This window comes from Candidatus Zixiibacteriota bacterium (assembly GCA_040753495.1).
Taxonomy (GTDB): domain Bacteria; phylum Zixibacteria; class MSB-5A5; order GN15; family PGXB01; genus DYGG01.
The window spans coordinates 1-15,156 of record JBFMEF010000080.1 but is presented as its reverse complement, the minus strand read 5'-3'; the positions used below and the strand labels follow the sequence as shown (position 1 = coordinate 15,156).

At 50.9% G+C, this 15,156-nt stretch carries 14 protein-coding genes; all 14 read left to right on the top strand.

What is annotated here, in order from left to right; all coding sequences use genetic code 11:
* A partial coding sequence (locus tag AB1690_05155) for a hypothetical protein (GenBank protein MEW6014689.1) occupies positions 1–661 on the top strand: 661 nt, incomplete at its 5' end.
* 18 nt (positions 662–679) lie between these two features.
* Positions 680–1,165: a roadblock/LC7 domain-containing protein gene (locus AB1690_05150; GenBank protein MEW6014688.1), complete on the top strand. Its 486-nt coding sequence runs from the start codon at positions 680–682 to the stop codon at positions 1,163–1,165.
* Between the two features lie 74 nt (positions 1,166–1,239).
* Complete coding sequence (pilB, locus tag AB1690_05145) at positions 1,240–2,934, top strand: type IV-A pilus assembly ATPase PilB (GenBank protein MEW6014687.1); 1,695 nt, start codon at positions 1,240–1,242, stop codon at positions 2,932–2,934.
* Positions 2,935–3,084: 150 nt separating this feature from the next.
* Complete coding sequence (locus AB1690_05140; GenBank protein ID MEW6014686.1) at positions 3,085–4,161, top strand: type IV pilus twitching motility protein PilT; 1,077 nt, start codon at positions 3,085–3,087, stop codon at positions 4,159–4,161.
* A gap of 27 nt (positions 4,162–4,188) precedes the next feature.
* Positions 4,189–5,388, top strand: coding sequence for a type II secretion system F family protein (locus AB1690_05135; protein ID MEW6014685.1), 1,200 nt, complete (start codon positions 4,189–4,191; stop codon positions 5,386–5,388).
* Between the two features lie 41 nt (positions 5,389–5,429).
* Entirely contained in the window at positions 5,430–7,136 is a 1,707-nt protein-coding gene (locus AB1690_05130; GenBank protein MEW6014684.1) for an ATP-binding protein, read from the top strand.
* 113 nt (positions 7,137–7,249) lie between these two features.
* Entirely contained in the window at positions 7,250–9,004 is a 1,755-nt protein-coding gene (locus AB1690_05125) for a peptidylprolyl isomerase (GenBank protein ID MEW6014683.1), read from the top strand.
* Positions 9,005–9,023: 19 nt separating this feature from the next.
* Positions 9,024–9,638 (top strand): diacylglycerol/polyprenol kinase family protein, encoded by a 615-nt coding sequence (locus AB1690_05120; protein ID MEW6014682.1) that lies wholly within the window; start codon positions 9,024–9,026, stop codon positions 9,636–9,638.
* A gap of 53 nt (positions 9,639–9,691) precedes the next feature.
* On the top strand, positions 9,692–10,723 hold the full coding sequence (locus tag AB1690_05115; GenBank protein ID MEW6014681.1) for a GntG family PLP-dependent aldolase: 1,032 nt from the start codon (positions 9,692–9,694) through the stop codon (positions 10,721–10,723).
* Entirely contained in the window at positions 10,723–11,511 is a 789-nt protein-coding gene (locus AB1690_05110) for an MBL fold metallo-hydrolase (protein ID MEW6014680.1), read from the top strand. Before AB1690_05115 ends, AB1690_05110 begins: the two co-directional genes overlap by 1 nt.
* Before the next feature lie 164 nt (positions 11,512–11,675).
* Positions 11,676–12,041 (top strand): hypothetical protein, encoded by a 366-nt coding sequence (locus AB1690_05105; GenBank protein ID MEW6014679.1) that lies wholly within the window; start codon positions 11,676–11,678, stop codon positions 12,039–12,041.
* Position 12,042: 1 nt separating this feature from the next.
* Positions 12,043–12,450 carry a succinate dehydrogenase, cytochrome b556 subunit gene (gene sdhC / locus AB1690_05100; GenBank protein ID MEW6014678.1) on the top strand — a complete coding sequence of 136 codons (408 nt, stop codon included), beginning with the start codon at positions 12,043–12,045 and terminating at the stop codon, positions 12,448–12,450.
* A 13-nt stretch (positions 12,451–12,463) separates the two neighbouring features.
* Complete coding sequence (locus AB1690_05095) at positions 12,464–14,164, top strand: FAD-binding protein (protein MEW6014677.1); 1,701 nt, start codon at positions 12,464–12,466, stop codon at positions 14,162–14,164.
* Between the two features lies 1 nt (position 14,165).
* Complete coding sequence (locus tag AB1690_05090; GenBank protein ID MEW6014676.1) at positions 14,166–14,885, top strand: succinate dehydrogenase iron-sulfur subunit; 720 nt, start codon at positions 14,166–14,168, stop codon at positions 14,883–14,885.
* Positions 14,886–15,156: the final 271 nt, after the last annotated feature.

The following is a 15,156-nucleotide window of genomic DNA, read 5'->3' as shown; positions in this document are numbered from 1 at the left end:
TACTCTCAAGATGATAATCAAGTTAGTGTTGGAAAAGGCGAAGTCGACCCGCAGCGCGACATCCCCGACGGCGGCAAAACAACCGGAGCCGGCGGCGACACCAGCCGGGGTTGCCGGCGCGGCTTCGTTTGAGCCGTCCGGTAAGAGCGGTGATTATGAGCGGACTTCGGCCGGGGCGGCGCCAGCGCCCGAACCGGCCATGGTTTCCCGCCAGACCGCCTATAACGTCCCTGATGACGTCAATGGCGAAACCGATGAAGAGAACCACAATGGCAATGGCGTGGAGTTCAATACTCTTAAAGAGGAGCGGGTCTTATCCCGTTCGGCTCTCGACCAGGATGTTAGCCAGCCGCCGGACGCGGTTGACGTCGCGTCTCAGGACGCCGGAAATACACCGGCCGCTGAGGAACCGGCAGGACGGCGCCCCTATCCCGGGTCGACCACCTCGAAGATTCTTCGCCGTGACCGCCGTATTACCGTTTCCGATTTTCAGCCGGCGACCAAAGAGGGAGAGCCGGTCGGCGGTGGACGTATGGCCGGCGCCGAGCCGTATCACGATACCGGCGCGGGAGCCTCGTTACCGTCTCCATATATGGCTCCGCCCAAGCGGATTGTAAAAAAGAAGCAGGGATTTTTTAAACGATTATTCGGAATTAAATGATTTGAGGAGGTGCCGTCTGTGAATGATGACAACCTGATAATATATGAAGAAGAGATTGAGAAAATCGATTCTATTCTTGCCCGCATGCTCAAGGGCGCCGAAGCCAAATGCGCTCTTCTGGTGGACAAGGATGGACATCTGATTACCCGACAGGGATTCACCCATTCTCTTGACACGACCGCCCTGGCCGCTCTCCTGGCCGGCTCTTTTGCTTCGACCAAGGAGATTGCCCGGCTGGTGGGAGAGTCAGAATTCTCCGTCCTGTTTCACCAGGGAAAGAAAGACCATATTCATATGTCTCTGGTGGGCGACCGCTCCATTATGGCTGTCATTTTTGATGACCGAACCACAATTGGAATGGTCCGTCTTTACGCCAAGGAAACGTCAATCGAGCTGGGGAAAATATTCTCATCGCTGAAATCGCGAGCGCATGTCGGAACCGGGCTGACCGATGAATTTACGAAATCGGCGAATAACAAACTGGACGATATTTTTCAAGATTGAACTTCGTTCGGGCTACCCTGAATGACTCGCTATAGGAGAGGGGTAACCGGCTAAATAATTGGGACGATTCAAAAATGTCTGCCGAACTCGGAACGATGCTGGTCAAAGCGGGGAAGATTACCCAGGACCAGCTGGATAAAGCATTAACAATTTTCAAAGAGAAAAAGGGCAAGTTTGAGCAGATTCTCGTCTCTATTGGGGCGGTCTCCTCGGAAGAGGAGATTACTACCTTTGTCGGCAAGCAGCTCAATATGGGGACAATGCGCCTGTCCGACATTGAGCTGAATCCGGAAATCGTCAAATTAATCCCGCTTGATATCGCCCGAAAATTCAATGTCATCGCCATTTCGAAACTGAATAAGAACTTGATTGTCGCCATATCTGACCCGAATAATATTTATGTGCTGGATGCCATAAAATTTATTACAGGATGTTCTATCCAGCCGGTCATCTCTCCTGAGAAAGCGATTCAGAAAGCCATTGAGACATATTATCACGATGAGAACGCCTTCTCTCAAATAGTGAAGGGTCTTGAAGAGAGTTCTGACCTCGAAGTAGTCTCGGAGAGTGACGAAGGTCCTTCTGAAGATGACCTGCGTTCGGCGGTTCAGGATAAACCTCTGGTAAAACTGGTCGACTCGATAATCTCGGACGCCATTCGAATGGGGGCGTCAGATATTCATTTTGAGACATATGAAAAGAGAATAAGAGTGCGCTTCCGTGTTGATGGCGACCTGCGCGAAATGGCGCCTTTGCCTTTCAAATACCGCGCGGCTATTGTCTCCCGCGTTAAAGTGATGGCTGACTTAGATATATCGGAGCGCCGTCTGCCTCAGGACGGTCGCATTAAAATAAAACTGGGTGAGAGGACTGTTGACCTCCGTGTCTCGGTGTTGCCGACCATCTACGGCGAAAAGGTGGTTATGCGAATTCTGGACCCGAAGGCTCTTATGGTCGATATGACCCGGCTGGGATTTAATGAGGCATCGTTAAGAAGATTCGATGAAGCGATTCATCTTCCATATGGAATTATTCTGGTAACCGGTCCGACCGGTTCCGGTAAAACGACCACGCTCTATTCGGCGCTCAAGGCAATTAATACGGTCGATGTCAATATCATGACGGCTGAAGACCCGGTGGAATTCAATTTTGATGGAATCAACCAGGTGCTGGTGCGGACTGATATCGGTCTGACTTTTGCCGCCGCCCTGCGCTCCTTTTTGCGGCAAGACCCGGACATCATAATGGTTGGTGAGATTCGAGACGGAGAAACGGCGGAAATTGCTATCCGGGCCGCTCTCACCGGACATTTGGTTTTCTCGACCTTGCATACCAATGACGCCCCATCCTCAATCAACCGTCTGGTCGATATGGGGGTGCCCAGCTACTTGGTCGCTTCCGCCACTCGCTTGATTATGGCACAGCGAATGGTGCGGAAAATCTGCCAGGGTTGCAAGGAAGAGCATGCCCTGACCGAGGAGCAGATTCAAGCCATCAGTGTCCCGGAATTTCTGATGAAGAATCTGAAGGCTTTCAGGGGCCGGGGATGCAACGAGTGCAACAATACCGGACTGACCGGCCGAACCGGTATTTACGAAGTTATGCCAATTACGCCGGCGATTGAGCACCAGATACTTTCTTCGGCTTCAGATACGCAGATTCGCGAGCAGGCGATAAAAGAGGGGATGTTCACTCTCCGGATGGCGGCGGTGGAGAAGATGAATCAGGGGCTTATCACGATAGACGAAGTCTTTGGGGTTACCAGCTAATCCGGCCCCTGCCAAACCGCCAAATTCCTTAGAATTCATTGAGTTATTGGCTTCTTTAAGCCAGTTTTCCTTCAAGATTTCACAAAAATTTCCGATACAATATTAGGATAATTTGTCTATTAATTTTCAGTTTTCCAGAGGGAGAAAGTTATGATAACTCTTCGCCAGTTGCTTGAAGATATGGTCAAGATGGATGCCTCCGACTTGCATCTGACGGTGGGCTCTCCGCCTGTAGTCCGTGTAGATGGCAAACTGGTCCGGATGGCATATGATACTCTCACCCCCGATATGACCAAAAAACTGGCGTATTCCATCATGAATGAGAAGCAGCGCTTAAAATTCGAAACCAGCTCGGAACTTGACCTTTCCTTTGGCATTGAGAATATGAGCCGTTTCCGCTGCAATGTATTTATGCAGAGGGGAAATGTGGCCGTGGCGCTTCGGCAGATACCTTACAAAGTCAAGACTTTCGAAGAACTCGGATTGCCCAAAGTAGTTGCGGAGTTTGCCAGATTGCCGCGTGGGCTGGTGTTGGTAACAGGTCCGACCGGCTCTGGAAAATCGACGACATTGGCCGCCATTATCGATAGAATAAATCGCGAGCGGCAGTGCCATATTATTACCGTAGAAGACCCTATCGAGTATCTTCATCGCCATCAGTCATCTATTGTCAATCAGAGAGAAGTCTTCAGCGACACGCAGTCATTCTCGGCGGCGCTGAAATATGCTCTTCGGGAAGACCCCGATGTCGTTCTTGTCGGTGAGATGCGCGACCTGGAGACCATCGAATCGGCTCTCAATATCTCGGAGACAGGACATCTGGCGTTCGCCACCCTGCATACCAATTCCACAGCGGAATCGATAAACCGTATAATAGACGTTTTCCCCACCAACCAGCAGGAGCAGGTGCGAATCTCGCTGTCCTTTTCACTTCAAGCGGTGGTGTCGCAATGTCTCATTCCCCGCATCGGCGGCGGACGGGTAATGTCGCTGGAGATAATGGTCTGCACCCCGGCTATTCGGGCGTTGGTAAGAGACGATAAGGTGCATCAGATATACAGCATGATTCAGTCGGGACAGAAATATGGTATGAAGACGATGAATCAGTCATTGGCGGAGCTTTACAATACCGGCAAGATTACTTTGAACGATGCCATGGGTTACAGCTCGAACATCCAGGAATTGAATGAGATGTTGACAAGAGGAAAAACGCCGGTCATGGCGTGAGCGGATGACCGGGGAAGGGAATAGATTATGCCAGTCTATGAATACAAAGGGAAGACTCTCGCGGGAGCCATGGTGCAGGGAGAGCTCACGGCCGGGAGCCGCGAAGAGTTGGAAAGAGTTCTTCGACAGAACCGGATTCTTGTCTCCAGCATTCGCAAGAAGCCGGCCGAGCTGAAAATAAAGATCGGCACCGGAATAAAGAAAGTCGACATCTCGCGTTTCACCCGGCAATTTGCCACCATGATTGGGGCTGGTTTGCCGATGGTGCAGTGCCTGGAAATTCTCGCGACTCAGATGGAGAGCAAAGAACTCTGTCATATCATAAGTCAGGTCAAGGAGTCAGTCCAGGGAGGCTCGACTCTGGCCGAGGCTCTGGGACGGCACCCCAAGGTTTTTGACCACCTTTATGTTAATATGGTGGAAGCGGGTGAAATGGGCGGCGCGCTCGACACGATTCTGGTGCGACTGGCCGTCTATCGCGAAAAAGCCGACGCCCTGGTCCGTAAGGTCAAGGGCGCGATGGTTTATCCGACCGTGGTGGCGGTGGTCGCTATCGGCGTTACCATCGCCATGTTGACTTTCATTGTGCCTGTCTTTGCCAAAATGTTCAGCGGGCTGGGGGCGGAACTGCCGAAACCGACTCAAATCGTGCTGGGCATCAGTAATTTCCTTAAAGGATATTTTCTTTACCTTGTTCTCGGCACTTTTGCTTTTGTCGCGGGATTCATTTATTGGGTGCGGACAGAATCGGGACGGGCAATGTTTGATGCTGGTCTGTTAAAGGCTCCCGTTTTTGGAAACCTGGTGCGCAAATCTTCTGTGGCGCGCTTCACCCGTACGCTGGGAACGTTGATTTCCTCGGGCGTTTCGATACTGGATGCCCTGGAAATCACCGCCAAAACCGCCGGCAATGTGGTCATTGCCAAGGCGATTCGAAAATCAGTGCTCTCCATTGCGGAAGGCGATACCATTACCGCGCCTCTGAAAGAGACCGGCGTATTTCCGCCGATGGTGACACAGATGATTTCGGTTGGTGAAAAGACCGGCGGTCTGGATGAGATGCTTAACAAGATTGCTGATTTCTATGATGAAGAGGTTGACCAGGCGGTGAGCGCGCTTACGTCGCTTATCGAACCGGTTATCATCGTTTTCATGGGAGCGATTATCGGCGGCATTCTAATCGCCATGTATCTGCCGATGTTCGATATCATCGGGAAGATCGGATAAGGATGAACTTCCGGGGCGCCATCCGGCGCCCCTTTTTATTTATGCAGTCAAACACAGCCCCATTCAAGCCCGGGTGGTTTCTTTCGTTACGGTTAATCACGTATGTCTTGATCTCGGGCATTGTTATTTTCTGGATGGGGTATCCCGATTACCTCAGTTTTCCGTTTTTCGGCTACTCCTTTTTGACGTTGCTGCTGCCGGCGATTTTCATACTCCGACGCTGGATGGAGATTAAGACACTATTTCGCGTCGTTCCGATTCTTCAGACATTTTTTGAAATCATAATTGAAATCGGGATAATCTATGCTACCGGCAATGTGCAGTCGGCTTTTGCCGGACTTTTCATTCTGACCATTATCTCGGCCGCTCTGGTAAGCAATCTTGCCGGAACGCTTGGCTTTGCCTCGCTGGTTTCGGTTTCATACGCCTTTGTCATCTGGTTTGGGTTGTCCATAAAAGGAGAGCCGGGGTCGGCGGCGCGCGCCTTGCAGACCATATTCTCCACTCAAGATGCCGCCTTCTATAATATCTTCCTGCATATTCTCACTTTTTATCTGGTGGCATTTATCTCGGGATACCTCGTAGAGCGCTTGCGGCACAAAGATCTTCAGCTGGCAACGGCGTCGCAGGCGCTGCGACTGGCAAAACTTGATACCGAGGATATACTGCGCCATCTCAACTCCGGTCTGCTGACCATCGACCCGCAACTAAAAGTGATTTTTTTCAATCGCACCGCCGAGGAAATTCTGGAATTGAATGAAGCCGATGTGCGGGGGAAGAATATCAGACAGGTTTTTGCCGCCCGCATGCCGCAACTAACCACCAATCTCATCGAGGTACTGCAGACCCATCGCCATTCGCCGCGAAACGAGATTGAGATTATCGGCCGTTCCGGTAAGAGGACGCCGCTGGGGATATCGACCTCGATTTTGAAAGATGAATCGGGCGAGATTCGCGGTGTCATAGCGATTTTTCAGGACCTGACGGAAACAAAGAAAATGGAAGACAAAATTCGCATCGCCGACCGTCTGGCGGCTGTCGGAGAACTCTCCGCGGCGATCGCCCACGAAATACGCAATCCCCTCGCGGCTATCTCCGGCTCGGTGGAAGTGCTCCATCGTGAGCTCAATCTGGAAGGGGAGAACCGTCGTTTGATGCAATTGATTGTAAAGGAATCTTCAAGATTGAACAACATCCTTTCCGATTTTCTTCTTTATGCCCGTAGCAATCGCGTCGTTTTTTCGCGGGTGGAGCTTTGCCGCTTAATAAGCGATGTCTTTGAAATTGTGAAACGGCATAATTCCTATCATTCCGATATCGAGCTGAAATTGACCTCGCCGGAATCATATATTTATATTTTCGGCGATGAAGACAAACTGAAGCAGATACTGCTCAATCTCCTGGTCAATGCCTGCGAAGCGATTGGAGCGCGGCCAGGCAATGTAGCAGTCGGTATCGATGTCGGCGAAGACAGGGCTGTGACGGTCTATGTCGCCGATGACGGTCCCGGAATTGACAAGAGTCATATCGACCGGATTTTTGACCCCTTTTATTCCACCAAGAAAGATGGCACCGGTCTGGGATTGGCTATAGTACAGCGACTATCTGAAAGCTTGAATATCGACTTGTCTATTCGCACGCAGCCGGGCGCCGGCGCCACTTTCGTGCTTGGATTCAGCCATATCCCGGTCGAAGCCAATGCCACCGGTCGCCTCAAGACCGCGATGCCATCTCAAATAAAATCTTAATCCATCCTGTCATCAGACGGCAATTCCGTTTCCGCTCATTTTTGGGCTTGATTTTTGGTCTCAGTTGTATAATTATTGCTTTTTTGTAACCGCGCAAAATGGGATACAGATATATGATGAGATTTTTCTTGAAGAATTTTATTGTCGTTTCGATTCTATGGGTCTTGCTAACTCTCGGTTGCCGGCAGATTATCCTCGACCGGGACCAAATTGTCAATAATGATTTTCCTGTGGTGCTGGTAGATGACAGTTTATCTCAAGTTCCGGCATCGACGTTGTATTTGCGCCTGGCTAACAGCGACCTTGTCCCAACCGGAGGGATTATCGATTCTTCGATTTATTTTGATACTCTGCAGAAAATAGTGGTGGAATCGCTGGTTTCTCTGGAAGCGCAAAAAGTCAATCTCCGGGATGATTTTCATCTCTACCGCGTTTATTCTTTCAGATATAACGACCTGCTGATAAATTACTTCTATAAGAATTTCATTGTTGATTCTATTCAGGTAGATTCGGCGACCCTGGATACTTTCTATCGCCATTTCCCGAATCAATATTCTTATCAGGAACAGGTGCGGGCTTCCCATCTGGTAATTTCGGCCAAGGGCTTGCGCTATGGGAAGGATTCGTTGCTATATCGAGCCTATACCGATGAGACGCTTGACTCCATCGCGCGCGAGCGCGTTTTTGAGCTGAAGAAGAGAATTGATGCCGGAGAAGCCCTGGAGACTCTGGCGTTCGAATACTCCGACCATCGCGAGTCGGGCAAACGTTATGGAGACCTGGGGTTTTTCCCACGCGGAACCTATAATCCGGAATTCGAAGAGGAGGCGTTTGCTCTCCCTGTGGGGGGGATTTCCCAGCCGTTTAAGACTCGCGACGGGTGGCATATTTTGAAAGTCACCGACCGGATTGAGGCCGGGCTGGCTCCTTTGACCGGAGAGGTGATGGAAGCGGCGCGCCGTCATTATGTCAATTTGAAAGCGGGCGAAAGAGCCCGACATCTGCTTGATTCTCTGACCGCTCATGCCCGCCTGAAATATAACGACTCGGCTCTGGAGGTGGTTGCCGGTATTCCGGATACGACCTGGGCGGTGGTAGTTAACGACCTTGACACGGTCGTTTTTTACCGCATATCGAGCATCTTCTCTTTATTCCAAACGCAGATGAAACTGGACAGTATGACCATGAGAGATAAGCACAATGCGCTTCTGCGCGAAGCGCAAAAGCTTATGCTTGCCCGGGCGGCGCATGACCTGGGGTTTTCCCGTTCCCCCTTTGTTGAAGCAGAAAGAAAGCGGCTGTATCACAAATATGCCACCGACTATGTTATGAAAGGGCAGAGTGACCCGGACTATTTCCCCGGTGACAGCCTTATTGCAGATTATTATGAGCGCAATATCGCGCAGTTCCAATTTCCCAAGCCGCTTTATGTGCAGCATATAATTGTCGAAGATTCAGTGCTGGGGGAATATATTCGAGACCAGGCGATGTCCGGAGTGGACTTTCTGGAGCTGGCAAAGGAATTCTATCCCGGCGCGGAAGAGATACGGGAAGCGGCGGCCGACTTGGGGTATATAGGCCGCGATGAAATGCCGGAAAGCTTCTTTTTGGCCGCTCTGGGCACCCCGGTGGGGGATGTATCCCACCCGGTGAAAACCGAATGGGGTTATCATGTCATAAAGGTACTGGAGCGGAAGACCGATCTGACCCTCCAGCAGGCGCGCGGGATGATAATTGACTCACTTAGAGTCATTAACAACAATGATAAAGCGCGCCAGTGGGAGAAGGACCTTTTCAGCCGTCACAAACTTACTTACAATCTTAAGAAATTGGGTAAGGTGACATTGCCCCCCAAAGAGCGCCGCTAAGTGCGACCGGTGTGATCAGTTGAGGCCGCAGGAACAAAATCAGATATCTTTCAAGGGGGAAATACTCCGCAAGCTGACTCATCTGTTTGCTCTGGTCATTCCCGGCGGTTATTTTCTGCTCGGCTTAGATAAGGGGACGGCGTTAGCGATAATGATTCCCATTACTCTGGGGATGATTATTGTCGACATAGGACGCTTGCGCAACTGGAGAATCTGGTTTCTGCTCAAGCCGTTTCTGGCGCCGATTATCAGAGAGCACGAAATGAAAGGGGATTTTACCGGCGCCAGTTACATTCTGGCGACCTCCTGTTTTGCCATCGCCATGTTCAGCAAACCGGTGGCAGTGGCCGCCCTCGCCTTCATAATGGCCGGCGACCCCGCGGCCGCAATCGTCGGAAGAAAGTGGGGCAAGCACCGGTACGGCAGCAAATCATTTGAGGGGTCTCTTGCCTTTCTCATTTCTGCCTTGATAGTCGCCTGGCTGGCGCCCGGACTGCCGCCGGAAGTCGGCATCGTTGGCGCCATGGTTGCCACGGTGGTGGAAGCGGTCTCCTCCGGTGTTGACGACAATGCCTCGGTCCCTTTAGTTAGTGGCCTGGTGATGCATCTGCTGGTGCGTCTTATTTATCTCTGAGACGGGCAGATTTCAACCCTTGAATCAAATTCACTATATTATATATTTAACCCATGAGATTAATCGACCTGCGCTCTGATACGGTAACCAAACCGTCCCCGGCGATGCGGCGCGCCATTGCCGACGCCGAAGTGGGGGATGATGTTTTCGGCGACGACCCGACCGCCATTAGACTGGAAGAGAAGGTGGCAGCCCTTTTCGGCAAGGAGGCGTCGCTTTTCGTTCCCTCCGGCACCATGGGGAATCAGGCGGCGCTGAAGACCATTTCGGAACCGGGGTGGGAGATTCTTTGTGAGCGCGAATGTCATATCGTCAATTATGAATCAGCCGGTCCGGCAATACATTCCTCTCTGCTGGTGAATATGATTACCACTAAGCGAGGGGTCTTCACCGCCAGGCAGGTGGAGGAACTGGTCAGGCCAGTCAATATTCATAATCCTCTCACTAAGATAGTCGCTATCGAAAACACGCACAATCGCCATGGCGGCACTATCTTTCCTCTGGAGGAGATACACCGCATTCGGCAAGTGGCTGACAAATACGGTCTGATAATGCATCTTGACGGCGCTCGAATCTGGAATGCGCATGTGGCCACCGGAATTCCGCTGAAAGACTGGGCGGAGCCGTTTGATTCGATGTCGGTTTGCCTCTCCAAGGGTCTGGGAGCGCCGGTCGGCTCAATGATTATAGGTTCAAGTCTGTTTATAGAGAAGACTCGCCGGACCCGCAAGCTCTTTGGCGGCGGAATGCGCCAGGTTGGCATCCTGGCGGCGGCCGGTTTATATGCCGTCGAGAACAATATCGCTCGTCTGGCAGAAGACCATGCCAACGCCCGTCTGCTGGCGGAAGGGTTAAGTCAACTGAAAGGATTTAATGTCGACCTCAGCCGCGTGGTCACTAATATTGTCATCGCCGATATTGCCGGAAGCGGTCTTCCCCCGGCAGCGATTCTGGATAAGATGAAAACTGTCGGCGTGCTGGCGGTGCCATTTGGGCGGACCCGTATCCGAATGGTAACTCATCTCGACGTCAGCCGCGATGACTGTCTCGAGACTCTGGAAAGATTGAAGAAGACCTTTTCCTGATGAGCGAGAAAACAGCGGAGATATCCTGGACAGTGCTGGGGTCATCCTCCGGCATCCCCTCGCCTTACCGCAACTGCTCCGGTTATCTGCTCCAGGTTTCGGATTCGCTGACGCTTTTCGATTGCGGAAGCGGTGTTACTTCGGCATTTTTGCGTTCCGGTATTGCACCGGACCGACTGCAGAATATATTCATTTCCCATACCCATTCCGACCACATATCTGATCTGCCCCTTTTCATTCAGTTGCTGTACAATATGAGAAGAAGCAAACCGCTTGATATCTATTTGCCCTCGGAGGCGACGGCCGCTTTCGCATCTTTCCTTAACTCCTGCTACCTCTTCCGAGAAAAATTCAGCTTTGAATGTCGCCTGCTGCCCATTGAGAATGTTCAATCGATTGATGATGGAAATATAGAGGTAAGAGCAATTCTGAATTCTCATCTATCAAAGGCGGCGACACAGATAAAAGAGCATGGCTATACCAATCGGATGGAGTGCTATTCGTTTCTGATAACGGCGATGGAACGGACAAGGATTTTATACTCCGCCGATATCGGTTCTCTTGAAGATATTGCGCCATACCTGAGCGACCTGGACCTTCTGGTTCTGGAAACTTTCCATATAGATTTGCAACAACTGGAGCGGTCTCTCCAGACTAATCCGGTAAAAAAAATCCTTTTGACCCACTATACCGACCAGAGCCGAGTAGAACTGGAAAATTACATTCGCCATTCTATTCACCGCCAGAAACTTCAACTGGCGGAGGATGGACTGACTGTTTCGTTATGACCTCCGGAAGCCTACCGACATAATGGAATTGTGCATAAATGTTTTGTAAGACTTGGGCTTAACATATAGGATAATAACCGGATAGCCCTTGACAAAGGTGAAAAAGTTCACTTAATTTGTGATCTTTAAAATGACCTTCAGTCAACTGTTGTAAGGAGTGCCATATGGCGGAAAAGGTATCGAATCAGAGTCTGGTGACCTGGTTCTTACAAAGGCTTTCCGGGCTGTTTCTGGCGTTCTTTCTTTTCACCCATATCAATGTCCATCATTTCCTTCATAGGGAAGGGCTGATAGATTTTGCGGTCGTGGTGGAGCGTTTGAGCGGTTCCTTCTGGTGGAAAGTCTATTATTTGCTGTTTGTTCCGTTTTGCGTATTTCATGCGCTAAACGGTATCTGGGCGATTCTGGCGGACTACCGCCCCTCGGGAGGGTTTTCGTTGACAATGAAAGCGCTGTTCTGGGTGATAGGCATCGCCTTGTCCGTGGTCGGCGCCATGACCCTGACAAACCTTTTTGGAGCGGGGGTGTAAGATGGCGTTTAAGAATCTATTTAAGAATGCCTATCAGGATACCAACCTGAACAAAAATATCGGAAATATCACCTACCTCTTTCACCGGATTACCGGCATTGGGCTGGTGGTATATCTGGTCCTTCACACTTATGTTCTTTCCTCCGCCATATCGGGGAAGGATTCCTTTGACAAGCGGATGGGGGCGGTGCAGAATCCATTATTTGCTTTCTTTGAGATTCTCTTAATTGCCGGAGTTTTCTTTCATATGCTAAACGGCGTGCGGATTTCAATTTGTGATTTTTTTGGGCTGTCGCGGGCGCACAAACTGTTTTTCTGGATTGAAATGATTCTCTTCACGGCGATTATGGTGGTAACGGTAATTCTGCAATGGCCTAAAATGCAATCCGGTTTCTATCCGGGGATGTAAGGGAGCGGCAACCATGTTTTATGATGTGATTATAGTCGGCGGAGGCTTAGCCGGAATGCGCGCGGCAATAGCCGCGCATGACGCCGGAGCCAAGGTTGGCTTGATTTCCAAGATTCATCCGGTTCGTTCTCATTCGGGAGCGGCGCAGGGAGGAATCAATGCCGCCCTGGCGAATCATCCGCAGGGAAAAGATGACACTCCGGAACGGCATGCTTACGACACAATCAAGGGCTCGGATTTTCTTGCCGACCAGGATGCGGTAGAAATTATGACGAGCGCGGCGCCGGGGATTATTTTTGAATTCGAGCACTGGGGATGTCCCTTCTCGAGATTCGAAGATGGCTCTATCGCACAGCGTCCGTTTGGCGGCGCCGGTTTCCCTCGTACGTGCTATGGCGCCGATAGAACGGGGCTCTATCTTCTTCACACGCTCTTTGAGCAGGTGGTCAAACGGAAAATTGATGTTCTCTACGAGCGGTTTGTGACCAAACTGGCGGTCAAAGGGGGGCGATGCGCCGGTGTTATCGTGATGAATCTTCATTCCGGAGAATTTCAGGCTATCGGGGGCAACGCCGTAATCTTTGCCACCGGAGGTTCGGGAAGAGTTTACTCGGTCAATACCACCAACGCTCATGCCTCGACCGGACTCGGGGTGGTGATTCCGTATTGGGCAGGCGTTCCTTTGGAAGATATGGAGTTTATCCAGTTTCATCCAACCGGTTTGGATGGCTCCTCGATTTTGATGACCGAGGGATGCCGCGGCGAGGGGGGGTACTTGATTAACAACAAGGGCGAGCGGTTCATGAAGAACTATGTCTCCGAGAAAATCATGGAGCTTGCCCCCCGCGACATCACCGCGCGGGCAATGCAAACCGAAATAAACGAGGGACGCGGATTTGAGGACAGATACCTGCACCTTGACCTGCGTCATCTCGGAGCGAAAAAGATTATGGAGCGGCTTCCCGGCATCCGGGAAATCTGCCTCAATTTCAAGAGCATCGACCCGATTAAAGACCCGATTCCGGTTCATCCCGCCATGCACTATACCATGGGCGGGATTGAATGCGATAAAGATGGAATGACCAGAGTCGACGGCTTCTACGCCGCCGGCGAGTGCGCCTGCGTTTCGGTGCATGGCGCCAATCGTCTTGGCGGAAATTCGCTTCTTGATACGGTCGTTTTCGGCGCCCGCTGCGGACGTCACGCCGCCGACCGGGTCAAGAAAATGTCGCAGACGGTCGATACCGACACCCTCGATTCCGCGCTGAAGGAAGAGAAGGAGAGGTACCAGAGACTCTGTTCATCAAGCGGCAAAGAAAATCCGTATACAATCAAGAATGAGTTGTCGCAAGTTATGATGGATAAATTCGGGATTTTCCGAAATGAAACCGATATGAAAAAAGGGCTGGATGAGATTAAGATACTCAAGGAGCGCTTCAATCATATCCGCGCCATACCCGATACCGGCAAGTTTAATTATGATTTTCTCTGGGTGACGGAAATTGCCGGGAATATTGAAGCGGGTCTTTGTATTGCCACCGGGGCGTTGGCTCGCGCCGAATCGCGCGGCTCGCATTTCCGTATCGACTTCTCCAAGCGCAATGACGAGCAATGGCTGAAGCACTCACTTTTCACCTACGCGCCGGATGCTCCCCAGCTGACGTACAAAGCGGTGACGATGGGCAAATATAAACCTGAGGAAAGGAAATATTAATATGCCGACATTCAAAGTTTTCCGATATAATCCGAAGACCGGGGATCAGGCATATTTTCAATCATACCAATTGCCGGAAATCAAGGGGATGACGGTGCTGGAGGGGTTGTATTATATTCTTGAAAATATCGACCCGACCCTGGCTTTCCGTTCCTCCTGCCGTCAGGGGGTTTGCGGCTCCTGCGCCATGCATATTGGAGAGAAATATCGTCTCGCCTGTGAGACCCAGATTGTCGACATTGGCAATACTGTCACTATCAGACCGCTGGCTCATATGAAAATAATCCGCGACCTGGTGGTTGACCTCGACCCGTTCTTTGCGCAGTACGAGAAGATTAAGCCGTATCTGATTCCATCGGGAGAACCGCCGACCCGGGAGTTCAAGCAGTCTCCGGCGCAACGGGCGAAGATAGACTTTCATGTTGATTGTATTCTCTGCGCCTGCTGTTACGGTTCCTGCCCGGTGGTGGCGACCGATGAGAAGTATCTTGGACCGCATGCCCTTCTGAAGGCGCTGCGGTATGTTGATGATTCGCGCGACGGCGCCACCTACGAGCGACTGGCATATCTGGCGTCGGACTTCGGCGTCTTTCGTTGCCACACCATTTTCAACTGCCAGCAGGTTTGCCCCAAAGACCTTGACCCGACCGGGGCAATCGGTAAATTGAAAATGAAAGCGCTCTGGGCGAAATTTACCGGCAAATTGCGCAAGACAGGATAATAAATACCTTCTGGTCCGCACCAAAGGCACGCCCCTCGGCGTGCCTTTCTATTTGCGGCGCAATTGATTACGGTCCGCGTGGGAAGAGCGATTATCATTGACTTTCCAAGCGATTATGATAAATTGCCGTGACGATTTTTTGCAACGAATGAGAATTTCTGAGTGATAAATTTGAGGTATTAGCATGAGACTTTATGAGTACGAAGGCAAAGAGTTATTTGCCAAGTTCAAGATACCTATTCCCAAAGGAAAATTGGCCCGGACGCCAGAA

Excerpts from the sequence above, each read along its gene's own strand:
- AB1690_05135 (MEW6014685.1), top strand. The coding sequence starts at position 4,189 with ATGCCAGTCTATGAATACAAAGGGAAGACTCTCGCGGGAGCCATGGTG.
- AB1690_05095 (MEW6014677.1), top strand. The coding sequence starts at position 12,464 with ATGTTTTATGATGTGATTATAGTCGGCGGAGGCTTAGCCGGAATGCGC.
- AB1690_05140 (MEW6014686.1), top strand. The coding sequence starts at position 3,085 with ATGATAACTCTTCGCCAGTTGCTTGAAGATATGGTCAAGATGGATGCC.
- AB1690_05110 (MEW6014680.1), top strand. The coding sequence starts at position 10,723 with ATGAGCGAGAAAACAGCGGAGATATCCTGGACAGTGCTGGGGTCATCC.
- AB1690_05130 (MEW6014684.1), top strand. The coding sequence starts at position 5,430 with ATGCAGTCAAACACAGCCCCATTCAAGCCCGGGTGGTTTCTTTCGTTA.
- pilB (MEW6014687.1), top strand. The coding sequence starts at position 1,240 with ATGTCTGCCGAACTCGGAACGATGCTGGTCAAAGCGGGGAAGATTACC.
- AB1690_05125 (MEW6014683.1), top strand. The coding sequence starts at position 7,250 with ATGATGAGATTTTTCTTGAAGAATTTTATTGTCGTTTCGATTCTATGG.
- AB1690_05115 (MEW6014681.1), top strand. The coding sequence starts at position 9,692 with ATGAGATTAATCGACCTGCGCTCTGATACGGTAACCAAACCGTCCCCG.
- sdhC (MEW6014678.1), top strand. The coding sequence starts at position 12,043 with ATGGCGTTTAAGAATCTATTTAAGAATGCCTATCAGGATACCAACCTG.
- AB1690_05090 (MEW6014676.1), top strand. The coding sequence starts at position 14,166 with ATGCCGACATTCAAAGTTTTCCGATATAATCCGAAGACCGGGGATCAG.
- AB1690_05105 (MEW6014679.1), top strand. The coding sequence starts at position 11,676 with ATGGCGGAAAAGGTATCGAATCAGAGTCTGGTGACCTGGTTCTTACAA.